We start from the raw sequence: 23,755 nt of genomic DNA, 5'->3' as shown, positions 1-23,755 counted from the left end.
CTGATTATCCGCTACACATGGTACGGGCACGTTACCGAGGCTCTGGCGTGTCGGCTTGAAGTATGAGACAATCGCGCCGCCGTCTCAATGCCGACGCGAGAGCTTGCCCGTCAGTCCGCGCACGAGCGGCGCCAGCCACAGGCACAGCGCGAAGATCAGCGCGGAACCGGCCAACGCGATCAGCGTGGCCACCATCGTGGCGCCGGTCGGCAGAATCAGGGCGAAGAAGTTCGCCACGAACGGGACGAACGCGCCGATTACGCCCGCCGCCGCGAACACCGCCACCAGCACGCCACGCCAACCGTTGAGTGGTCTGGCCACGCGGGCCAGCACGAACACGCCCATCGCGAACAGGATGATGGCGCTGGTGGCGCGCAGGGCGGACAGGTCCGCGGCATCGCCGGTCACGTTCCAGCCCATGACCGGCGGCAGCACCCAAGCGGCCAGCAGCACCGACAGCGCGGTGGCGATGCCGCCCGGCAGCGCGAACGTGACCACGCGCTTGAGGAATCCCGGAATATAGCGGCGCGTGTTCGGCGCGAGCGCCAGAATGAACGCGGGCATGCCGATGGTGAGAGCGCCGATATACGTGATATGGCGCGGCAGGTATGGGTATGGGATTTGCGTCAGCACTACGCCGAGCGAGATCAGCGCGGAGTACACGGTTTTGACGAGGAACAGGCTGGCCACGCGCTCCATATTGGCCATGACCTGACGGCCCCGCGCCACGACGTCCGGCAGGTGCGAGAACTTCGAATCCACCAGCACCACCTGGGCCACGGCCTTGGTGGCGGGCGCCGCATTGCCCATGGCGATGCCGAGGTCCGCCTCCTTGATGGCGAGCGCGTCGTTGACGCCGTCGCCGGTCATGGCAACCACGTGGTTCTGCGTGTGCAACGCCTGCACGATGGCCTTCTTCTGGTCAGGCAGCACGCGGCCGAGCACATCGACGTTTTCGAGCACGCGGGCCAGTTCGTTCACGTCCTCGGGCAGTTCGCGCGCGTCCATCGCCACCGGCTCATGGTCGCCTGTCAGTTTCACTCTGCGGGCGATGGCACCCACGGTCACTGGATTGTCACCGGAAATCACACGACAGCGCACACCCTGCTCACGGAACCAAGCGAGCGTCCGCTCGGCGTCCTCGCGAATCTTCTCAGAGCACAACACCAACGCCACCGGCTCAGCCTGCACATCCAGTTGCCGGCCGTCCGAGACATTGGCTCCCTCAACTGCTCCCCTCAGTCGCTTTTGGCGACAGCTCCCCTCGGAGAGGGGAGCTGTAGACCGCGCAACCAGCAACACACGGTTGCCGTCATTGGCATACTCGTTAACCTGCTGCAACACCGACGAATAGTCACCCTCAAGCGCAGAAATAATCACCTCCGGCGCTCCCATGTACCAGGTCTCGCCGGATTTACGCACCGCACTCCATTTGCGCGCCGAAGAGAACGGGACACGAGACTCAACCGCACCTGCCCCATATCCTTGGGCCTTGAGCCCGGCGAGTACGGCTTGGCCGGTGCCGTTGGGCTGCTCTTCGTTGCAGCAGTCGTAGAGGGCCTGCGTGGCTGCCTGTTCCGCAGCCGCATTGGCGGAATCGAGCATCACGAGCCGGTTGAAGGCGATACCGCCATCGGTGATCGTGCCGGTTTTATCGAGGTTCAGCGCGTCCACGCGAGCCAGTGTCTCCACGGATTCAAGCTCCTGCACCAGCGTATTGTGACGGGCGAGACGCATGGCGGCCACCGCGAAGTTCAGCGAAGTCAGCAGCACCAAGCCTTCGGGAATCATGCCTACTACGCCGGCGACCGCGGAAACCACGGCTTGCCGCCATTCGCCGGTGGAGAGTGCCGTGCCCCAACCGCCGACCGTATGAATCTGCGAAAGAATCAGCAGAATGCACAGCGGTACCACGAGGAAGGTCATGAATTTCAGAATCGTGTTGATGCCCTTGTTCAGGTCGGACACGGTTTTCTTGTATACCTTGGCCTGCGCGGTGAGCGTGGCGGCGTAGGAATGGCTGCCGACCGCATTGACCTTGACCAATGCCATGCCGGAGACCGCGGTGGCGCCGGAATACACCTGCTCCCCCACCTTGTGGCGCACGGTACGCGATTCGCCGGTGAGCATGGACTCGTCAAGCTCCAGTCCCCAGGTCTGGATGATCTGCCCGTCGGCCGGCACCTGTTCGCCGGCACGGATCCACAGCAGGTCGTCGAGCACGATCTCGTTGTGGGGCACCTCCACGTCCCTGCCGTCACGATGCACGAGGAATTCGGAGGCCACAAGGATGGAAAGCCTGTCCAGCGTGCGCTTGGCCCTGAGTTCGGTGACGATGCCGATGCCCGTGTTGATGATGATGACGAAACCGAACACCGCGTCCCTCCAGGAACCGGTGATCAGCACCAGTACCATCGCGGCGAAGATGATGCCGTTGAACAGCGTGAATACGTTGGCTCGCACGATATCTTGAACCGAACGCGAGGTGGATGTTTTCACCGCATTCGATTGGCCACTTTCGATACGCTGCACCACTTCTTTGGGGGTAAGACCGGTCGCTCCGATCTCAGGCATTTCCACGGCTGTTGTTGCACTCATATTCTCCAGCCTACCGCGTCTTGTTTCGCAATCCGCTAAGGCTCAGGGATGATTCAGGGTGCTTTCTCAGCTTCAAGGGCCTGATTCGGCTCAGGAAACGGTGACTTTGATCTCGCGTTCGTGGGGTTCGTCGCGCGTGATGGTGAGCACGGCGTCAGTAATAGTCATTGGCTTGGTATCGGCAGTGTCGCCAGAATCGGCACTGTTGGTGTTGAGGTGAAGGATGACGGCGTACAGCAGTTCATCTTCGGGCGCATGCTTTGGATCAATGAGAGCGACTGGAATACCGGCTTCACGCGCATTGGTCAACGTCTGGTTCCAGCTCTCCCGGTTGGCGTCGGTAACGTCGATGCCGCTGATAACCACGATTTTGACCGCGCGAGCTACGAAATCGGCAACACCCTGCTGTGCGGTGACCGCATTCTTGTCGACGCCAGTATGAGCATCCATACTATCGGCACCGTTTTCGCTGGTAGTGCCGGCGTCAGAAGATTCGGTTTCACCGGATACACCATCAGTTGCGTTTGCCGAGCTTGCGGATGTTTCGAGCGAGGCATAGTAGACATTGAGTTTGTCATCAGACAGCGCATTGATGACGAACTCGTCTGCGGCGGTGTCAGTCGACCCCACAAAGCCGACTGTGACATCCGTGGGATGTGTGGAATCGTGGGCGACTTCCGGCATGCTGTCTTGGGTATCGCCGACCGCCCTACCGGCCGGCGTGCAGGCGGCCAGGGACAACACAGCCGCCATGCAGGCCAGCAATCCGAGAATTCGTCGTGTCATATGCTCACCTGTCAGCGGGTAAACAGGGCCACCGTCTCAACATGGTGGGTCATCGGGTAGATATCGAAGGCACGGATGTCTTTGAGCTCGTAGCCTTCGCCGATGAGTGTCGCGGTGTCGCGTGCGAGGCTGGTGGGATCACAGGCGATGTAGACCACGCTGGATGCGCCGGCCGCGGCAATCTGGCGGCAGACCTTGGCACGAGCACCGGCACGCGGCGGATCAAGCACTACGACATTCGGCTTGGCCAGATGCGCCGGCACATGGTCCAGCGTGCGCGAGACGTCACCCGCGCGGGCGTCCACGTCGTTCAGGTTCATGGCGCGCAGATTGCGCTGGGCGTTCTTGACGGCCACACGCGCGCCTTCAACGCTGAGCATGCGGGTGCGTTCACCGGTCATTGTGGCCAGCGGCAGGGTGAACAGGCCGGAACCGGAATACAAATCCCAGATTACGGCGTCCGCCGCTGACTGCAGCTGCCCGTTGACCAGGTTGATCACGTGCGTACCGAGGGCGATCGGCGCTTGGCGATGCACTTGCCAGAAACCGTTGGCGTCAACCTGATAGTCGAAGGTCGTGCCGTTGATGGTCACCTGTTCGGTGAGCAGCTGGGAGCCGGCGCGCAGTTCGCCGTCCACAAGTACGGCGTAATTGTCGTCTGCTGCCGCGGTATCGACGATCTCGCCGCGCGGTTCGGGCACGGAAAGACGAATCTGGGAGCCGGGTTCAAAGCCGCCTTCCCACACGTGTTCGCGCTTGGCGACGTCCAGCAGCGTGCGCGTGGCAAGCGGCATGGTGTCGATGGCCACGCGGTTGTGTGTGCCGCGCCGGCGCATGGATGGCATGCCGTTGTCGTCGGCAATCATTTCGATGCGGGTACGCCAATTGAGGCCGCCGGCTGCCTTGTCGCCGGGCATGCGCTCGATGGGAACGGCCACGTCGATATGGCCGAGTCGGCTCATCTGTTCGGAGACGGTGATGGCCTTCCACTTGAGCTGGCCGGGCAAAGAGACGTGCACGAGATCCGCGCCGCCCACTCCCCCGCCCATCGCCAAGGGACCGGCAAGTGGCCATGCCGGGGTGACTCGGTCTTCGGACGGCTCGAGAACCTCGACGACTTCGCCGGTCCAGAACCGGTCGTCCCGGTCGTGGGGCTCGTCAAGTTCGACTCGCACGAGTTCGTCGGGCAAGGCGAAGCGGACGAACACCACACGACCGTCGATATGGGCCACGCAGCGGCCTTGGTCGGCGTATCGTTCGATACGAACTTCAGCTTGCATCATCGTCCTTTCCGGTTGCGCTCGGTTCGAGTTCGGCATCAACAGCGACTTCAGTCTGTATCTTCCTAGCCGCGACCTTATGCCGGTGCATCGGCGTGGCAATAATGAGGTAACTCACCCAAATCGCCAATGCCCAGAACGGAATGCCCATGAGCAGGCGGGTCACGCCGAGTGCAGCTACATGGTTGGTCAGATACAGCGGCACCTGCACCACCAGCCGCAGCAGGAACAGACCGACCCACAGGCCGGTGACAATCATATAGGCGCGTTTCAGGGCCTTGTCGTCCATCCAGTCATGGAACCATGCCTTGAAATGCTCGGTGGGCAGGCTACGGATGAATTCGACGACCAAACCCAGTCCGGGCACGCGCGCAATCAGCGACACGGCAAGCAACGCGGCATAGCCAGCATTGGTAATGAATCCGAAGATGTAGTAATTGCGGGCCTCATGAGTCTGCCATGCCCAAATCAGGCAGATGCCTACCGCCACCAGACCAGAGACCGCGCCCATTACCGACTGGCGCTGAATCAGTCGCACAATAACCTGCAATACCGCCAACACGGCCGAAACCGCAATGGTGAGATTCAGATTGCTCGTGGCCACGAACAGTACGACGAACACCACGCCAGGCAGCATGGATTCGATGACGCCACGCGGGCCACCGATGGCGTCGATGACGGAGAAATCCTCGCCTTCATTGCCGGCGTCGGCTAGAGCGGACAGGCCGGTGCGTTTGTTGTCTGCCAAGTCTCTTCCTATAAATCAGCGAACTTCGGAGAACATCGGGCCGCGAGACAGCGTGGTCTTCACTTCGGTCTGCTGGTCCTGGCTCAACGGGCCCTTCGGCTTGTTGTCCGGAATGTCCTTGAAGTGTTCCTTGCCGTTCGCCTCGCCGGCTTCGGCCGCGGCCTTGGCGGCCTTACGCTCAGCGGGGGCGACCGGCGGATGTATCGGGATCAGATCGCGCGGCGCCAAAGGCTCCTCACCACGCTCGACGACGATGCCGGCGAAGAACTTGTTCAGCGCCTCGGTCTCCGGGCTGTCCGGATCGATAGCAGCCTTGCCGGAGAAGATGCCACGCAGCATCCAGCGCGGGCCGTCCACACCAACGATGCGCGTGTTCACGGTCTTGCCGCCCTTGACATTGACCGGCAGCTTCAGTTCGGTGCCGAACACACCGTCCACTTCAGAAGCGGCCTTGTTGGCTTCAAGCAGGTCACCGCGAACGTCATCCCACAGTCCCAGGGTCTTGGGTGCGGCAAAGGCTTCGATCTCCAGGCTGGAGGAGCCGAAGGTGATGGTGGAGCCAAGCACTTGCTGGATGGCGCGGTTGGCCTTGATGCGCAGCTGGATGCCCTGGAGGAAGGGCAGGTAGTAGGCGCCGAGATCCAGATAATCGTCATAATCGGGCACGTCCTCATCGTTGACGTCCCACGGGCCTCGCTCTTCTCCGCGGCCCTGGTATTCGCTGGATGGTTCCGCCAATACGGTTTCAGCGCTTTCCGCCTTTGCTGCGGCGTTTGCGGCCTCGGCGGCCACCTTGTCCTCATCGACAGGCTCAACGGCCGGCTCGGCTTCCTTCTTGCTCTTCTTCTTGCCGAATCCGAACAGTCCCATAATTCCTCGTTTCATGTAACGGTTGCAACCTTGCTAACACTAGCACTCAGGCTTAGAGAAAGCTGAGCATCGCGGCCGCCGATGTCCGGTTCGATTCGTAGGGAGGCCAAAATAGTATGGCCGCATGACCATCACCATTACCACGTCTAACGTCAACGGCATTCGTGCGGCCAAGCGCAAGGGCATCGAGGATTGGGCCGGCAAGCATGCGCCGGATGTCTGGTGCATACAGGAGGTTCGCGCGCCTCAAGACGATGTCGATTCTATTTTCGATGAATTTGGTTTCGAATACGCCACCGCCGGCAAGATCGAGGCACCGGCCAACCTCCATGCCATGAACGAGGTCTGCCGGGTGAAAGGCCGCGCGGGAGTCGGACTGCTCACCGACTTGGAAGTGCTTGACAAGCGATATGGGCTGCCAGGTCTGAGCGAGGATGTGGATTCAGGGCGTTGGATCGAAACCGATGTCAAAACGCCTGAGGGCTACGCGATCACCGTGGCATCCGTATATGTGCATGCTGGCAACACCGATTATCCGACCAAAATGGAACAGAAGTACCGTTTTCTGGACACGATGCTGAAGCGCATGGGCGCGTTGCGGGACGAGGCTGCGCATGGCGGCAAACAGGCCGTGCTCTGCGGCGATTTCAACATCGCGCACACGCCGCTTGATATCAAGAACGCCAAGGCCAATGAGAAGCACGCCGGATTTCTGCCCGAAGAACGTGCCTACGTGGACAAATGGCTGGACGAATACGAGTTCGTGGATGTGATGCGTTCGTTGGCCGGCGACATTCAGGGGCCATACACCTGGTGGAGCCAGCGAGGGCGCGCTTTCGACAACAATGTCGGCTGGAGAATCGACTACCAGTTCGCCACGCCCGAGTTGGCGGAGACCGCACGCGGATTCGTCATCGACAAGGCTCCCACGTATGACAAACGCTGGTCCGATCACGCCCCACTCACGATCACATACGAGGTATGACGTATTCCGTGGGACAACATCCGAAAATCGACGATTTTCGCGGGCCGTCCCACACCCCACAGCATGAGTAATTATCGACCACACTAAGAATGGCGTAATTCCGGACTTCGTGAGAAATCTGCTGTGGGACAACATTCATGTCCATCGATTGATGTTGATGTTGTCCCACAATTTGTGGGACAACATCGGGAAAACACCAATTTTTGCCTTTCGTCCCACGCGAACCATCATGCAAACCTGCGCATACGAATATTGGGTTCTTTCCACGGATGGAAAGAACCCAATACAATGCGCTCAAACGCAGATTATCAGTCCAGACCGAGTTGGAGCTTGCCGCCGGGGATGGCGTCGAGCAGGTCTCGGGTGTACTGCTTCTGCGGGTGGTCGAAGACCTCGTCGGTGGTGGCATGCTCCACGAGCTTGCCGTGCTGCATCACCACAACCTCGTCGGCGATCTGGCGGACTACGGCCAGATCGTGGGTGATGAACAGGTAGCTCAGGCCCTTTTCGGCCTGCAGATCGTTGAGCAGGCGCAACACCTGGTCCTGCACCAGCACGTCCAAAGCGGACACGGCCTCATCGCACACGATGACGTCCGGGTCCAGAGCCATGGCTCGTGCGATGGCGATGCGCTGGCGCTGGCCACCAGAGAGCTCGTTCGGGTAACGGCCCATCACGGAAGCCGGCATCTCGACCATGTCCAGCAGTTCCTTGACACGGTTGGCACGCCACTTCTTGTCGCCGATCTTGTGGATGCGCAGCGGCTCCTCAATGGAACGGAAGATGGAGTACATCGGGTCGAGCGAACCGTAGGGGTTCTGGAACACCGGCTGCACGTGGCGGCGGAAGCCCAGAAGGTCCTTGGACTTGAACGTGGAGGTGTCGCGACCTTCATAGAACACTTTGCCGGAGGTGGGCTTCAGGAGGTGAAGCACCATGTTCGCCACGGTGGACTTGCCGGAACCGGATTCGCCCACAATGGCCAGTGTGGTGCCGCGCTTGACGGAGAAGGACACGTCATCGACGGCCTTGAACATCTCCTTCTTGCGGGGCAGCTTGAATTCCTTGGTCAGGTGGTCGACGGTGATGATGTGCTCGCTCTTTTCGAGCGTGCTTTCGCCGGCGATGTGGTGATCGAGCAGAGCGTCCGCATCCTCACCACGCTCCTTGGCGGAGATGATGCGCTGGGAGGCCAGCGACGGGGCAGCGGCCACCAGTCGCTTGGTGTACGGGTGCTGCGGGTGCTGGAGCACTTCAAGGGATGGGCCGGATTCGACGACCTGACCCTTGTACATCACGACAATGTGCTGGGCGCGCTCAGCGGCAAGGCCCAGATCGTGGGTGATGAACAGCACGGCGGTGCCCAACGAGTCGGTGAGCATGTGCAGGTGGTCGAGGATGCGCTTCTGCACGGTCACGTCGAGGGCGGAGGTCGGCTCGTCGGCGATCAGCAGATCGGGGCGGCAGGCCAAGCCGATGGCGATGAGCGCGCGCTGGCGCATACCACCGGAGAACTCGTGCGGGAACTGACGGGCACGGGTAGCGGCGTCGGGCAGACCGGCCTCGGACAGCAGACCCGCGATACGGTCATCCATTGTGGAGCCGGTGACGTACTTCTTAGCCAGATACCAGGCCTGGTCGTCGGCCACGCCGGCCTTGATGAGGTCGTCGGCCACGCGCCAACGGGTTTCGGAGCCCGGAACCCATTCGTTGGTGAAGCGGGCGACGGCCTTGTCGAAGGCCTCGCCGGACACGCCGGCTTCGGTCAAAGCCTTCTTGGCCTCGGTCATGAGCTCGGGCAGTTCCTTGGCTCCGAGGAAGGTCTCGTCGTCGTTGCCCTTGACTTCGACCTCGTCGCCGGCCAGAGCCTTGGCAAGGGCGGAGCGCTTTTCGTGAGCCACGTCCATGTTGTTGGCCTTCAGTGCTTCCTTGACCTGGGTGCCGATACGCCACACCGGGTTGAGGTTGCTCATCGGGTCCTGAGGCACGAGACCCATCTTGGTGCCGCGCAGCTTGTCGAACTCGCTCTGCTTGGCGCCGGCGATTTCCTCGCCGTCGAGCTTGATGGAGCCGTTGACCACGTGACCGGTGCCGGGCAGCAGACCCAGCACGGCCATGGCGGAGGTGGACTTGCCGGAACCGGACTCGCCCACGATGGCCACCCACTGGCCAGGGTAGACGGTGAAGTTGGCATCGCGCACCGCGTGCACCGGCTTGCCGGTGTCAGTGGTGAAGTCGATGGCCAGATCCTTGACCTCGAGCAGCGGACCATGCTCTTTCTGCATAGCCAGCATCTTGGCGTTGGTGTTGTCAGTCATAATGTTTCTCCACTCCCCTCGCTCAGGCCGTACGGCTCTTCGGATCGAGGGCGTCCTTGACGGCGTCGCCCATCATGATGAACGCAAGCACGGTGATGGCCAGTGCGGCGGACGGGTAGAACAGCACCAGCGGATCAGTCTGCAGGTTGGTCTGTGCGCTGGAGATATCGCCACCCCAGCTCACCGTGGTGGTCGGCAGGCCGACGCCAAGGAAGCTTAGGGTTGCTTCGGCCACGATGTAGGAGGCCAGCGAAGTGGTGGCGATGACGATGATCGGGGCCAGGGAGTTCGGCAGGATGTGACGGAACAGGTTTCTGGCAGGCGTGGAGCCGAGGGCCGTGGAAGCGGTGTTGAATTCGAGGTTCTTCGATTCCAGCACGGCGCTTCGGGCGATACGGCATACGCCGACCCAGCCGAAGAGCGTCAGCACCAGCACGATCTTCCAGATGGACTTGGAGGTCTTGAACATCTGAAGCACCACGATGGCGCCAAGCAGCATAGGCAGCGCGAAGAAGATGTCGGTGATACGGCTCAGCACCGCGTCGACCCAACCGCCGAAGAAGCCGGCGACGGCACCGATCAGGGTACCGACAATCACGACCAGCAGCGTGGAGAGCACGCCGACGGACAGTGAGGTACGGGTGCCGTAGACCACGCGGGTGTACACGTCGCAGCCCTGCAGGTCGTAGCCGAAGGGGTGTCCGGCGGAGGCGGGGCTCAAGGAGTTGCCCAGATCGCAGGCGTTCGGATCCTGCTTGGTGAACAGACCGGGGGCGATGGCCACCACGATGATGAACAGGATCAGCAAGCCGGAGATGATGAACAACGGGTTGCGGCGCAGGGTTCGCCATGCGTCGGCCCACATGCTGGTGGCCGGTGCGGATTCGTCGACGGAATCGACGTCCTGCAACGGGGTCTCGTCGAGAGGAGCTACGTAACGGTCCTGACCGGGCAGGGTTTCCATGAAGTATTCGGTTCCTGGCTCGCCGGTCTGGTTGAGCTCGTTTTCAGTGGTTTCGTTTGCCATGTGACTCACTCCTCCCTATCACGCGTAACGGATACGCGGATCGAGGGCCGCGTACAGCATGTCGACAACGAGGTTGCACACTACGAAAATCAGCATGAGCAACGTGACGATGGACACCACCAGGTTTGCCTCGCCCTTCAGAATGGACTGGTAGGTGAGGAAGCCGATGCCGTGGATGTTGAAGATCTGCTCGGTGATCATGGCACCACCCATCAGGGCACCGATGTCCTGGCCGAGGTAGGTGACGACTGGAATCAGGGAGTTACGCAGCACGTGGCGCAGCATGACCTGACCGTTCGACATGCCCTTGGCGCGTGCGGTGCGCACGTAATCCTCGGCGATGTTGGAGGAGATTTCGGAGCGGGTCAGTCGGATGATATAGGCCATCGACACCGAACCGAGCACCATGGCCGGCATGAGCAGATCAAGGAAGCCGGGGTCGGCGCCTGCCGTCACCGGCAATATCGCCCACTGAATACCAAAGACATATTGCATGACGAAGCCGGTGACGAAGGTCGGCACGGAAATAAGCAGCAGAGAGACGATCAGGATGACGGTGTCGTACCACTTGCCCTTCTTGAGGCCCGAGATAATGCCGAAGACCACACCGAAAATCGCCTCGAACACGAACGCCATCAAGCCGAGCCTGATGGTGACCGGGAAGGCGCGGGTGATTTCGTCGAGAACGGGCTGGCCGGCGAAGGTATCGCCGAAGTTCAGGGTCAGTGCATTCTTCAGGTAGATGAAGTACTGAACGATGAACGGCTGGTCGAGATGGTATTCTGCGCGGATCTGGGCTGCGACGGCCTCATTGACAGGCTTGTCTCCGAACATGGCCTTGACGGGGTCGCCCGGCAGGGCGAATACAAGGGCATATACCAGAAGAGTCGTACCGAGAACCACGGGAATCATCTGCAGAATGCGTCGCAGAAGATACTTACCCATACGGTTGCTCCTTATTTCCTAGACCGGCCAGAAAGGGTATAGTACGCCCCCGCCGGTCGATAAATACTCCGACAGTTTACCGCATGCCCGGACTGTGATATGTAAATTTGCGTTAACGCAAGGTTTGAGATTGGGCAATGCTGGTGGATATGTCCATGGTTGCGGTCGGATAGTGGATACTTTAACTTGGTTCCCGATGGCGTGAGCAAGCACCCCGCACACAACAAAAAGGGCGGGGATCTTGCGATCCTCGCCCTTTATTTCCGAACTACCTAGCGGTATCCGTTCAGTGAGTCAGACTCACTTCTTGGACATCTCGGTGTAGGTCGGGAGGTTCTGCCAATCGAAGGCGTAGCCGGACTTCACGTTGAGGGAAGCCACACCGGAGGCGTTGGAGTAGTACAGCGGGATGGCCGGAAGGTCGTTGAGGAGGATTTCCTCAGCCTGCTGGTACAGCTTGTTGGCGTCATCAGTGCTGGAAGCGGCAGCAGCCTGCTTGCACAGGTCATCGAAGGCCGGGCTCTTGTAGTCACCATCGTTGGAGCCGTTGCCATCAGCAGCAGCGGTGGAGTACAGCTGCCACAGGTAGTTCTCGGCGGACGGGTAGTCAGGCTGCCAGCCGGTACGGAAGGCGCCCTTCATCTGACGGTTGGTGACCGCGTCACGGAATTCCTGGAAGGTCGGGATCGGGTTGGTGGCCGCGTCGATGCCCAAGTTGTTCTTGAGCTGGTTCACGACGGCGTCGTAAAGCGGCTTGGCACCACCATCGGCGTTGTAGGAGAAGGTGAGCTGGCCGTCGTACTTGGAGATGGCGTCAGCCTTGGCCCACAGTTCCTTGGCCTTGGAGGCGTTGAACTTCAGGTTGTCGGCACCCTTGAGGGAGTCAGAGTAGCCCGGGGTCTTCGGGGAGGTGAACTCGGTGGCGGCGGTGGCGTTGCCGTTGAGCACCTTGTCGATGAGCTGGTCACGGTTGAGGGCCATGGAGATGGCCTGGCGACGCAGCTGGCCTTCCTCGTCGTTCTTGAAGTGGTCAAGGGAGGACGGGATGGTGAAGGTCTGGATGACGGAGCCGGCCTCGGAGTAAGCCTGGACCTTCTTGTCGGTCTTGAAGGTCTTGGTGAAGGCGGCCGGGACGGACTCCATCACGTCGAGGTTGCCGGCCTGAATGTCGCGGTAGGCGGCGGAGTCGTCGGTGTAGACCTTGAAGGTCACGCCATCGTTCTTGACGTCCTCGTTGCCCTTGTAGTCAGGGTTCTTGACGAGGGCGATTTCCTTGTTGTGGTCCCACTTGGAGAACTTGTACGGGCCGTTGCCCACAGGAGCCTCGCCGAAGGCCTTCGGGTCCTTGTAGAAGGACTCAGGCAGCGGGGCGAAGGCCGAGTAGCCGACCTTAATCGGGAACACGGAGTCGGACTGGTTCAGGTCGACGGTGAAGGTGGTGTCGTCCACGACCTTGAGGCCGGAGAGCTGCTCGTCACCCTTGAGGCCATCCTTCTGCAGATCGTCATAGCCGGCGATGGCGGAGAAGAAGGAGGAGCACTTCTGGGCGTTCTTGGCGTTGGCCACGTAGGACCAGGCCTTGGTGAAGGACTCGGCGGTCACCGGAGTGCCGTCGGTGAACTTCCAGCCGGACTTGATCTTGATGGTGTACTGGGTGGCGTCATCGTTCGGGGTGATGGACTCGGCCACTTCGTTGGAAGCCTTGCCGTCCTTGTCGAAGGAGACCAGACGGGAGAACAGCAGGTCGACCGGCTTGCCGCCGCCGGTTTCGTTGGTGTTGCCCGGGATCAGCGGGTTCTGCGGTTCGGAGTTGTACGCAGTGATGATGTTGGAGCCAGCGGTGTCACCGGAGGCAGCGTTGCTGTTGGAGCCGCCGCAGGCGCTCAGCAGCATGGCCACGGAGCAAGCCATGGCAGCGAAAGCAAGAGCTTTCTTCTTCATATGTTTTCTCCTATTCATTAGGTTGCGAAGCGTTTCAGCCTCGCCTCATGCGAACGGGGTCGGATTTCCTCATCGTCGGGACACTTACGCTTCCCGCCGCTTCGGACACCCAACCCCGTTGCTGTTACCTGTCATTTTTGCGCACTTGGGAGACAAGCAGTGTATTTTTTGTTACACCCATGTAAAATTCAGGGGTTCTTGCCGGCTAGGTTCAGTCTTTGCTGAGTTTGTTAACCAATGTCCACATAGTGGTCATGCCCGCGGAAAGGCCTGTCCGTAACGGTTCTTGAGCTGCTCGATGGAGACGTGCGTATAGCGTTGTGTAGTTTTCAAGGAGGAATGCCCGAGCATCTCCTGCACCTCCCTCAAATCGGCGCCGCCATCCAGCATGTGCGTGGCCGCGGAATGCCGCAAGGCGTGGGGACTGATATCCGGCACTCCGGCCTCTCGGGCCGCTCTGTGCACGATGTCACGGGCCATGCGTTGGTCGATACGGCCGCCTCGTGCGCCGAGGAACAGGGCGTTGGCAGCACGGGACTTGACTGCATCCGTTGCCGTACGGGCCAGTACCGGCCGCCCCTGTTCCAGCCAAGTCTCCAGCGCACGCTGGGCGGGTAGTCCGAACGGCACCACGCGTTGCTTGTTGCCTTTGCCGGTGACTTTGATGGTGCGATTGGAGAAGTCGATGTCGGCGATATCCATCGACACCAGTTCGGCGACACGGATGCCGGTGGCATACAGCAGTTCGAGAATCGCGGCGTTGCGCTGCGATTCGGCGGTGACTCGGGCGTTGTCGCGCTTGTCTGCACGGGCGGGTGCCTCACTGCGGTTTACGGTATCGGCCGACTTATCAGCTGTCTTGCCAGCTGCCTTGCCGCTGCCGGGCGCGGCTGCCGCTCCCCCATCGTCCTTGTACTGGTTTGTTGCAACGGCATGTTCAGCGACATCCAATAATTGCTCGGCCTGGGATTCGGTGAGCACCGCGGGCAGCGTGCTGGGAATCGAGGGAGTCATCAGTGTGGCGGCCGGGTCGGTGGTGGTCAGCCCATGCTCATAGGCCCACGCGAAGAACCCGCGCACGGCCACGGTTTTGCGGGCCATGCTGCTGCGGGCGTGATCGCGCGATTCCACCGCCATCCAGCTGCGCAGATCATCCAGCGTGATCTCGTTCAGATCGGTCACGCCGCGCAGCTCGAACAGGTGCAGGCATGCCGTGAGATCCGCGCGATACGCTTTGAGCGTATTCGCTGACAGGCCGCGGTTGGACTTCAGATAGGAGACGAAGGAGTCGATATCGCCGTCGAACTGCGTAGATGACACTCTCGTTCTCCTCCGAATTCTTTATGGCCTTGGGTTACGGCCGGGGTGGCGTGTTACGCCGCTCCGGCACGGGTTTCAATGTGGCAATCTGTTCCTGATGGATGGTCACGTTCTGGGCCGGGCGCGAACCATTGGCGGCGGCGTCACGCACCATCTCCAACGTGTATCCATCCCAGGAAACCACATGCCCCACATAGTCGCGGAACTTCATACGGTGGTCGACCGGGTCAATGCCGTCGGTGATGCGCACCACCACGCGGGCACCGGCCGGAATCTGCCTTGGTAACGTCATACGTCATCATCCCCTTAACCATCCACCGCATCAACTTCGATGCGTTTCCCGAAAAACGGTACAGACTACCTTACTCCTTTGGGTCTTTCGAACAGCGGAGCCACACGGTCTTCTCACGAAAACAAGCGGGAACTTCATCCCCCTCGCGCGGCCTTCTTCGTGACAGGCGGCGAGGGGAACCTGCGCACGGGCCTACATGGCGGTACGCAGTTACATGGCGGGGCGCAGTTGGATGATGGCCTGACGTGGATGGACGAAGCCGGTGATGGCTTCTCCTCGGCGTGCGGAGAACAGCAGGGTCTGCTGCCAGCCGGCTTCGGGGACGGCGAGCTCGCGTTCCGGGAATCCGGCGGCAGTTGTGCCGGCTTGCGGCGCAGCGGTGGCCGTACCGTCTTGTGCAGCGGTGATGCCGGCATGTGTCACGGCGGCCTTGTACCGGCGGAAGGGGTCGCCTTCGGCGAAGAATCCCATCACATCCTGCTCGCCGGCGGCACCAGCGTGCAGTTGGTCGGCCATATCGGTCAGACGTGCCGCCATGCGGCGCAGCAGCGCTTCGACGTTCAGCGAGTCTTCCTCGACCATCGCGCGCGTGCGGTCCGGGTCGGTCAGGGACACGCGGGTCATGTCCCTCCAGCAGCCGGCGGCCAGCGCGGCGGCGATGTTGCGGTCCGGGTTGGCGACCAGTTCGTTGATCAGCGCGGTGGACACCACATGCGGCATGTGGGAGATCATCGCCGCGGCCTTGTCATGCGTTTCGTCGTCCACGACGATGACGCGGTTGCCGACGTCCTTGGTGATCATCGCGGCGACGTCGAGGAAGCGGCGGTAGTCCGTGGACTCGTCCACGGTGATGGCCCATAGGGCACCGTCGTACAGATGCGGGTCGGCGGCCTGCCAGCCGGACAGTTCGTTGCCGGCCATCGGATGGGCGCCGACGTAGCACTTCCCCAGCCCGGCAGCCTTGACCTGATCGCGGACCATGCCCTTGACCGAGCCCACGTCGGTGAGCGTGGTGTTCGGATGGTCGCCCATGAGCGGGGCCAGGGCGGCGAGGATTGCGGGCATCGCCTTGAGCGGATTGCACAGCACGACCACATCCGGCTCGGCATCCATGAGTTCGGAGAGCGTGCTCTTGCAGAAAATGCCATCGGCTTCGGCCTGGGCGTAGGGGTGCGGGCGATGGTTCCACGCGACGACGCGCACGCCGCGCTCGGTCAGGCGGCGTGCGAGCGAGCCGCCGATCAATCCGAGTCCGACGATTCCGACTGTATCTACCACAGCAGTTCCTTCCTTGCTTCCTCGGTGTACTGCCAGCCTTCCGGCGCGCGATTGGTGATGTGGACGCCGCCCTCGGGCAGCATCCAGGCGTCGACCGGCGGGTTCGGGCGTTCGCGGCGTGGGTAGACGGCCAGGGTTTTTGCCCAGTCGCCGTGTCCGGCGATCTCTTCCAGTGCGGTGCGGAATCTCGGCTCCCAGGGGGCGGCGTCAAGGGTGGCGATGAAGCTGTAGGTTCCGTCGTGGCCTTTGATCGGGCGCGAGATGAAGCTGGTCATGTTCAGTCCCGCATCGCGCAGGACGTCCAGCAGGTCGGCGAGTACGCCGGGGCCGGTGACCAGCGGGATGAAGGTGATGATGGTTTCGAAGTCGCCGGCGTCATTGCTGTGGGCGCGGGCGTTGAGTTCCTGGACCACATCACGCGGGGCGATGACAAGGAATTCGGTGTGCGCGCCATCGAAATCCTGCACATGTTCGGCGAGGGTGTCGAGATCGTAGAGTTCGCCGCAGATGCTGGGGCCGAGCGCCACGCGGCCGGGCTTCAGGTCGCGGCAGGCGGCGGCGTTGGAGGATGCGGGTTCGGGCTGCAAATGGTGTTCGGCGATGAACCGGGTGCATTGGGCCAGACCGTGCGGGTGGGCGCTGACGGGGTTGCCGGTGCAGTCGTAGATGCTGTGGCCGCGCACGGTGAAGGCGTTGAAGGCCACGTCCACACTGATCCGGGCGAAGCCGGCCGCGTTGGGGGCGTCGATCAGCGCGTCGAGATTCGGGACCACATAGCCTTCGACGTTGTTTTCCCATGCGATGACGCCCCAGCCTTGGCGCGACTGTACGGCCTGCATGATCGCGGGCACGTCGGGCAGAGCGATGAGGTCGAAGTCGCCGAGTGTGGCGAACTGGTCGGCGGCCGTCATTGCCGCCTGATGGGTGAAGGTGCCCTCCGGGCCCAAGTAAAACAGTTTCATGCGTGCCATAAAGTTCTATGGTAGCGGCCGTAATCCCCTACGCCCGCCGATACGCGACGCATTCCCGGGAATGTATCGCCATATATAGTTACGCGCGCGATTCAGAATGAGTGGGAATGACGAACCAGCGGGCGGGAAGAATGAGCAGGACGACTTGGACCAGTATCAGGCCGTACAGCCAGATGTAGCCGGCATGTTGGGAGAAGAACGGCATGTCGCCTTGGAATCCGGCGACGATGAGCGCTTTGCCGGATGTGGTGGTCAGCGCCATGCCCCATGCGGTCAGTGAGGAGGCGATGAGGTGCAGGGCCAGTCCGACCGCGCCCATGCGCGAACGGGCGCACCATGTCGATAGGCCGATCAGCAGAAACGCCAGCACCAGACCATACGGAATATTCAGTTCCGCACCCATACGGTGGGCGAACGTGCCCACAAAGGCGGAAGCCACGCCCGCCGCAATCGTGATCAACGATTTGACCAGCGCGTTCTGGCGATACGACCACGGACGCAATTCAGTAGTGCTCTTCACAGTCATGCGTTTCAGTATAGGTGGGGATATGACTTGGTGAGGAATAAACTTAGCTCCCCTCAGAGAGGGGAGCTAGAGAGAATGGTCGGCTACAGCCGCACCAAATCACTTACCCTGCTGGGCGGCGTTCTGGCGGCGCTGCTTGGCGCGCCACTTGTACCAGTCCTCACGGCCGAGGATGATCTTGCGCACGCGGATGGACTCCGGGGTGACTTCCACGCACTCGTCCTCGTTGGCGAAGTCCAGGGACTCCTCAAGGCTCATCTTGATCGGCGGGGTCAGGGTTTCGAGCACGTCAGCGGTGGAGGAACGCATGTTGGTCATGTGCTTGGCCAGCGTGATGTTCACGTCCAGCTCGTCGGGCTTGTTGTTCACACCCACGACCTGGCCTTCATACACCGGGGACTGCGGTTCGACGAAGAAGTTGCCACGGGCCTGCAGACGCTGCATGGCGTACGGGGTGGCGATACCCTTGCGATCGGAAACCATGGAACCGTTCTGGCGAATGGTGATGGCGCCAGCCCACGGCGCGTAGCCGGCAGAGATGGAGGAGGAGATGCCGGTGCCACGAGTGGCGGAAAGCAGCGCGGTGCGGAAGCCGATCAGACCACGGGACGGCACGGTGAACTGCAGACGGACCCAGCCGGAGCCGTGGTTGGTCATGCCATCCATACGGCCCTTACGGTCGGCCATGAGCTGGGTGACGGTACCCATGTACTCTTCCGGCACGTCGATGGTGGTGTTTTCCATCGGCTCGTTGATCACGCCGTCGATCTTCTTGGTGACCACCTGCGGACGGCCGACGGTCAGCTCGTAGCCTTCGCGGCGCATCTGCTCGGCAAGCACGGCCAGCGCCAGCTCGCCACGGCCCTGGACTTCCCAAGCGTCGGGACGGTCGGTGGGCAGCACCTTGATGGACACGTTACCGATGAGCTCGCGGTCCAGACGGTCCTTGATCATGCGGGCGGTGAGCTTGTGGTCCTTGCCCTCGGTGCCGGCCAGCGGGGAGTCGTTGGTGCCGAAGGTCATGGAGATGGCCGGATCGTCCACATGGATGAGCGGCAGCGGCTTCGGGTCGTTGGGGTCGACGATGGTCTCGCCGATCATGATGTCGTTAACGCCGGCAACGGCCACGATGTCGCCGGGGCCTGCGGATTCGACCGGGATACGCTCGAGGCCCTGGGTGCGCAGCAGTTCGGAGACGCGGAAGTTCTCGAGGGAGCCGTCCACACGGGACAGGCCGTAGGTCTTGCCCTTCTCAAGGGTGCCGTTGTAGATACGGACCAGACCGAGTCGGCCGAGGAAGTCGGAGGAGTCGATGTTGGCCACGTGAGCCTGCAGCGGGGCGCCCTCCTCGTATTCGGGGGCCGGGATGGTGGAGATGATGGTTTCGAACAGCGGCTCGAGGTTGTCGTTGTCCGGCAGGCCACCGTCGGCGGGCTGGTTCACGGAGGCGTAGCCGGCCTTGGCGGCGCAGTAGATGACCGGCATTTCAAGCAGCTGGTCAAGGTCCAGGTCGATGCCCTCGTGCTGCACGTCGTCGGCCAGGCCGAGCAGCAGGTCGGAGGTTTCGCCGACGACCTCTTCGATACGGGCGTCGGGGCGGTCGACCTTGTTCACGCACAGGATGACCGGCAGCTTGGCTTCGAGGGCCTTGCGCAGCACGAAGCGGGTCTGCGGCAGCGGGCCTTCGGAGGCGTCCACGAGCAGCACGACGCCGTCAACCATGGAGATGCCGCGCTCGACCTCGCCGCCGAAATCGGCGTGGCCGGGGGTGTCGATGATGTTGAGGGTGATGCCCTCCGGGTGGCCGTACTTGGCGGCCAGCGGACCGGTGTATTCCACGGCCGTGTTCTTGGCGAGGATGGTGATGCCCTTCTCGCGTTCCAGATCGTTGGAATCCATTACACGATCCGGCACTTCCTCACGCTCGGAAAACACGTGCGACTGCTGAAGCATGGCATTGACCAGGGTGGTCTTGCCGTGATCGACGTGAGCCACAATCGCCACATTACGGATATCTCCACGAACCGCCATCGAAACCTCTCTTAATACTGATTCTTTTGCGTAATCGTTCGGTACTTGCGTTCTCGAGTACTTAAGTACTTACTCTGAGGTGTTTATTCATACCTACACACAAACCGTCACGATGGTACTCGCACACCTTGACTATGTCGGAACATAGAAAAGCACCTCACAACGGCAGAACTCCCGCGTCTCGACGAACCCCTCGCGGGATTTCTGCCGTTTTTACGGCCTTCAAACGGCAGAACCCCCGCGTCCCTTTCGCCGGGACGCGGGGGTTCTGCCGGTAATCAGGCAAATATCTGTTCTCCCGTCATCGACTTCCGTCAGTCTTCGAGATCGAGGCCTTTGCGTTCGGGCAGGCAGAGGGCGGCGACGCAGGCGATGATGAAGGCGGCGGCGAAGATGATGAAGGCCACGGCCTTGTTGCCGCCGGACAGGGTCAGGAACCACGGCATGAGGAGCGGCGCGATGATGGCGGCGATGCGGCCCACCGCTGCGGCGGCACCGGCGGCCGCGCCACGCAGGCGGGTCGGGTAGATTTCCGGGGTCACGGCGTACAGCACGCCCCACGCACCGAGGTTGGAGGCGGACAGCAGCATGCCGAACACGAGCACGAGGGCCACAGATCCGGCCTGCGAGAACGCGAAGGCGGCCACGGCGGAGACGGCCAGGAAGATGCTCAGCGTCTTGCGGCGGCCCCAGACCTCCACCAGCCAGGCGGCTAGGAAGTAACCGGGCAGCTGGGCGATGGAGATGGCGAGCGTGTAGCCGAATGACTTGGTCAGGGAGCCGAACTGGTCGGCGAGCAGCGACGGCATCCATGTGAACGCGCCGTAGTAGGAGAAGTTCACGAAGAACCACGTGGCCCAGATGGCGATGGTGCGGGCCAGGTACTTGGAGCCGAACAGTTCGCGCGTCTTGATCTTCGGCAGCGGCTTGCCCTTGGGAGAGGTTACCGGGGCTACTCCCCCGGCTTCCTCGAAGTAGCGCACGGCCTTTTCGGCTTCGTCTTCGCGACCCTTGGCTTCGAGGAATCGCACGGATTCTGGGATGTGCACGCGGGTGACGATTGCGTAGAGCAGTGGCAGCGCGCCGATGGCCAGCGCCCAGCGCCAGCCCCAGTCGCCGGTGTTCGGGATCACGAAGTAGCCGATCATGGCGGCGACGATCCAGCCGACGGCCCAGAACGATTCCAGCAGCACAGTCATGCGGCCGCGCTGTTTGGTCGGCGAAAACTCGGAGACCAGCGTGGAGGCGACCGGCAGTTCCGCGCCCAAGCCCAGTCCGATGATCAGTCGGGCGCCGAGCAGCATGCCGAGTGACCAAGATAGGGCCATGGCACCGTTGGCGATGCCGAAGATAATCAGTGTGGCGGTGAACACGGTTTTGCGGCCCACGCGGTCGGCGATGAAGCCGCCCACTGCCGCGCCGATGGCCATGCCGACGAAGCCGATGGACAGCACCCATGACTTTTCGGTCGGGGTGAGGTTGAAGTGCGGGTCGGCGGCGATGGCGGCGACTACGAAGGAGACGAGGCCGACGTCCATGGCGTCGAATGCCCAGCCGATGCCGGAGGCGACGAGGAGTTTGCGGTGCGCCTTGTTGAAGGGCAGCCGGTCGAGGCGCTCGTTGCGGGTGAGCTGCGCGGGTTGCGCTGAAGTGGTGGTGCTCACGTCGTTTCCTTTCTGGTAAGTGGCGTCAGATTTAATGGCGGGTCAGGTCGGTGTAGGACTCTTCGATGGCCAAGCTGATGCGTTCGACTTGTTCGCGGGTCAGCGGCTTGCGGAAGGTCATGCGTAATGCCGATTTGGCGATGGACGGTTCGAGGCCCATCGCCAGCAACGTGGCAGGAATCTCGTGGCGCCCGATGGCGCAGGCCGAGCCGGATGAGGCAGCGATGCCGCGCGCGTCCAGGTCGACGAGCAGCGCTTCCCCGGTGACGCCGGGGAAGATGAAGGAGGCGTGACCGGGCAGACGGCGTTCGGGGTCGCCGGTCAGGTCGGCGCGAGGCGCGACCCGGCGAACCGCGTCGATGAGCATGTCTCGGGACGCGACCAACTCACGGTACTGCGCCTGCATGCGCGCATTCGATTCGTTGAGTCCGATGGCGAGCGCCACGGCACCGGCCACGTTCTGCGTGCCAGAGCGCAGGCCGCGTTCCTGCCCGCCTCCGGACAGCACCGGTTCGATGGGTGTGCGGCCGCGTACCAGCAGCGCTCCCAGACCTTTGGGGGTGCCGAATTTGTGTCCGGATACGGACAGGGCGTCCACATCCCAGTCACGAAAACGAATCGGAATCTGCCCGGCGGCCTGTACGGCGTCTACATGGATGGGCACGCCGTGCGCGTGGGCGATGCGGACCAGTTCCTCCACGGGTTCCACGGTGCCGACCTCGTTGTTGGCCAGCATGGTGGAGACCATCGTGGTACGTTCACTGGCCTCGCCGTCGAGCTCGCGTTCAAGTGCGTCGAGATCGAGATGTGCTTGCGCATCCACGGGAATGCGCACGACTTCGAAACCGAACCATTCGTGCAGCCATGCCGCCGATTGGGCCACGGCCGGGTGCTCGATAGCGGAAATGATAATGCGCGGGCGACAATTTGCCGGCTGTTTGCCATCGGCTTCGGCGAATCCGCAGACCGGCCGCAAGCCCAGTTTGCGCATGCGCGCCATGGCGATGCCTTTGATGGCCAGATTGTCCGATTCGGTGCCGCCTGAGGTGAAGATCACGTCATCCGGCCGGGCGCCCAATGCCGCGGCAAATGATGCGCGAGCCGCGTCCAGCGCGCGGGCCGCGGTTTTGCCGGGCTGGTGCACGCTGGCCGGATTGGCGTAGGCCTCAGTCAGGAACGGGGTCATGGCCTCGATGACTGCCGGGCTCACTGATTCGGTGGCGGCGGCGTCCAGGTACAGTTCGCCGGGTTCACCGGATGCGTTGGGGGTATCGGCCATGACTAGTTCCAATCCAATCCGAGGTCGATGCTGCGCACAGAGTGGGTGAGCGCGCCCACGGAGATCACGTCCACGCCGGTGACGGCCACGGCTGGCACTCGCTCCAGGCTCATGTTGCCGCTGGCTTCCACGATGGCCTTACCGTCGATGAGCTCCACGCCGCGACGGGTGTCGTCGAGCGAGAAATTGTCCAGCATGATGGTGTCCGCTCCGCCGGCGAGCACGGCGGGAATCTGGTCAAGGCGGTCGACTTCCACTTCGATATGCGTGGTGTGGCCCACCTGTTCGCGCACGTGGCGGATCGCGCCGGCCAGGTCGATGCCGCGCGCGGCGAGCGCCGCCAGATGGTTGTCCTTCATCATGACCGCGTCGGACAGTCCGTAACGATGGTTGTGGCCGCCGCCGCAGACCACGGCGTATTTCTCGAACGGGCGCAGGCCGGGCGTGGTTTTGCGCGTATCGACGATGCGGGTGCGCTCGTAGCGGCGCGGCCGGGTGACGGGTCCGTCATAATCATCGCCGTAGATGGCGTTCACCGCGTCCACGAAGGCGGCGGTCATGGTGGCGATGCCGCTCATGCGCTGAGTGAAGTTGAGGGCGATGCGCTCGGCGGTGAGCAGGTCGCGTACCGGGCCTTTCACGGTGGCGAGTATCTGGCCGCGCTGGAATCGCTCGCCGTCCTTGATGGCGGCGGTGACGGTGACGGCCGGGTTCTGTGCGGCGAAGGCTGCGGCGAACACGTCGATGCCGCTCATCACGCCGTTTTCGCGCGCGGTGAGGTGGGCCGAGCCGGTTTCGTCCGCGGGGATGGTGGTCTCGCAGGTGATGTCGCCGTAGGGCGCGTCTTCGGCGAGCGCCGCTTCGACGGCGACGCGGATGATGTGTGATGTGAGCAT

19 protein-coding genes are annotated in these 23,755 nt (G+C 62.1%); 1 reads left to right on the top strand and 18 read right to left on the bottom strand.

Annotated elements, in window-relative coordinates:
- Window positions 1-84: 84 nt before the first annotated feature.
- The 5 genes from AB5287_RS04420 to AB5287_RS04400 form a co-directional block, all read right to left on the bottom strand.
- On the bottom strand, window positions 85-2,598 hold the full coding sequence (locus AB5287_RS04420) for an HAD-IC family P-type ATPase (protein ID WP_008783111.1): 2,514 nt from the start codon (window positions 2,596-2,598) through the stop codon (window positions 85-87).
- A gap of 90 nt (window positions 2,599-2,688) precedes the next feature.
- Complete coding sequence (locus AB5287_RS04415) at window positions 2,689-3,384, bottom strand: hypothetical protein (RefSeq protein WP_023658436.1); 696 nt, start codon at window positions 3,382-3,384, stop codon at window positions 2,689-2,691.
- 11 nt (window positions 3,385-3,395) lie between these two features.
- Window positions 3,396-4,664, bottom strand: a complete 1,269-nt coding sequence (locus AB5287_RS04410) for a class I SAM-dependent RNA methyltransferase (protein WP_007055251.1) — start codon at window positions 4,662-4,664, stop codon at window positions 3,396-3,398.
- Window positions 4,654-5,412 carry a DUF3159 domain-containing protein gene (locus AB5287_RS04405; RefSeq protein ID WP_008783114.1) on the bottom strand — a complete coding sequence of 253 codons (759 nt, stop codon included), beginning with the start codon at window positions 5,410-5,412 and terminating at the stop codon, window positions 4,654-4,656. Before AB5287_RS04405 ends, AB5287_RS04410 begins: the two co-directional genes overlap by 11 nt.
- Before the next feature lie 15 nt (window positions 5,413-5,427).
- Window positions 5,428-6,282 carry a DUF3710 domain-containing protein gene (locus tag AB5287_RS04400; protein ID WP_368220747.1) on the bottom strand — a complete coding sequence of 285 codons (855 nt, stop codon included), beginning with the start codon at window positions 6,280-6,282 and terminating at the stop codon, window positions 5,428-5,430.
- 124 nt (window positions 6,283-6,406) lie between these two features.
- Here AB5287_RS04400 and AB5287_RS04395 point away from each other — a divergent pair, with 124 nt between their 5' ends.
- Window positions 6,407-7,267, top strand: coding sequence for an exodeoxyribonuclease III (locus AB5287_RS04395; protein ID WP_007052617.1), 861 nt, complete (start codon window positions 6,407-6,409; stop codon window positions 7,265-7,267).
- Window positions 7,268-7,575: 308 nt separating this feature from the next.
- Here the strand turns inward: AB5287_RS04395 and AB5287_RS04390 are convergent, their stop codons facing one another.
- The 13 genes from AB5287_RS04390 to nadC form a co-directional block, all read right to left on the bottom strand.
- Entirely contained in the window at window positions 7,576-9,585 is a 2,010-nt protein-coding gene (locus AB5287_RS04390) for an ABC transporter ATP-binding protein (protein WP_008783117.1), read from the bottom strand.
- Window positions 9,586-9,607: 22 nt separating this feature from the next.
- Window positions 9,608-10,612 (bottom strand): ABC transporter permease, encoded by a 1,005-nt coding sequence (locus AB5287_RS04385; protein WP_007052615.1) that lies wholly within the window; start codon window positions 10,610-10,612, stop codon window positions 9,608-9,610.
- A gap of 18 nt (window positions 10,613-10,630) precedes the next feature.
- Window positions 10,631-11,557, bottom strand: a complete 927-nt coding sequence (locus AB5287_RS04380) for an ABC transporter permease (protein ID WP_007052614.1) — start codon at window positions 11,555-11,557, stop codon at window positions 10,631-10,633.
- Window positions 11,558-11,857: 300 nt separating this feature from the next.
- The gene (locus AB5287_RS04375; RefSeq protein ID WP_131209046.1) at window positions 11,858-13,498 is read right to left on the bottom strand and encodes an ABC transporter substrate-binding protein; all 1,641 of its coding nucleotides are present in this window, start codon (window positions 13,496-13,498) and stop codon (window positions 11,858-11,860) included.
- Between the two features lie 252 nt (window positions 13,499-13,750).
- Window positions 13,751-14,818 (bottom strand): tyrosine recombinase XerC, encoded by a 1,068-nt coding sequence (locus AB5287_RS04370; protein WP_077384342.1) that lies wholly within the window; start codon window positions 14,816-14,818, stop codon window positions 13,751-13,753.
- A gap of 34 nt (window positions 14,819-14,852) precedes the next feature.
- Window positions 14,853-15,110: a DUF6725 family protein gene (locus AB5287_RS04365; protein WP_007052610.1), complete on the bottom strand. Its 258-nt coding sequence runs from the start codon at window positions 15,108-15,110 to the stop codon at window positions 14,853-14,855.
- Window positions 15,111-15,320: 210 nt separating this feature from the next.
- Complete coding sequence (locus AB5287_RS04360; protein WP_011068024.1) at window positions 15,321-16,388, bottom strand: prephenate dehydrogenase/arogenate dehydrogenase family protein; 1,068 nt, start codon at window positions 16,386-16,388, stop codon at window positions 15,321-15,323.
- The gene (locus tag AB5287_RS04355) at window positions 16,382-17,359 is read right to left on the bottom strand and encodes a prephenate dehydratase domain-containing protein (RefSeq protein WP_008783121.1); all 978 of its coding nucleotides are present in this window, start codon (window positions 17,357-17,359) and stop codon (window positions 16,382-16,384) included. Before AB5287_RS04355 ends, AB5287_RS04360 begins: the two co-directional genes overlap by 7 nt.
- A gap of 79 nt (window positions 17,360-17,438) precedes the next feature.
- A complete protein-coding gene (locus AB5287_RS04350) occupies window positions 17,439-17,885 on the bottom strand; it encodes an alcohol dehydrogenase (RefSeq protein ID WP_007052607.1) in 447 nt (148 codons plus the stop codon).
- 99 nt (window positions 17,886-17,984) lie between these two features.
- Window positions 17,985-19,916: a translational GTPase TypA gene (gene typA, locus AB5287_RS04345; RefSeq protein ID WP_007052606.1), complete on the bottom strand. Its 1,932-nt coding sequence runs from the start codon at window positions 19,914-19,916 to the stop codon at window positions 17,985-17,987.
- 314 nt (window positions 19,917-20,230) lie between these two features.
- A complete protein-coding gene (locus AB5287_RS04340) occupies window positions 20,231-21,580 on the bottom strand; it encodes an MFS transporter (RefSeq protein ID WP_007052605.1) in 1,350 nt (449 codons plus the stop codon).
- A 31-nt stretch (window positions 21,581-21,611) separates the two neighbouring features.
- Entirely contained in the window at window positions 21,612-22,859 is a 1,248-nt protein-coding gene (locus AB5287_RS04335; protein WP_007054451.1) for a cysteine desulfurase family protein, read from the bottom strand.
- Between the two features lie 2 nt (window positions 22,860-22,861).
- A complete protein-coding gene (gene nadC, locus AB5287_RS04330) occupies window positions 22,862-23,755 on the bottom strand; it encodes a carboxylating nicotinate-nucleotide diphosphorylase (protein WP_007052603.1) in 894 nt (297 codons plus the stop codon).

The sequence above is a fragment of the Bifidobacterium sp. RTP21102st3_E2_RTP21102_210122 genome, assembly GCF_040916945.1.
In the GTDB taxonomy this organism is placed as follows: domain Bacteria; phylum Actinomycetota; class Actinomycetes; order Actinomycetales; family Bifidobacteriaceae; genus Bifidobacterium; species Bifidobacterium longum.
Note: the sequence above shows the minus strand (reverse complement) of the source record. Positions and strands in the feature narration are given on the sequence as shown.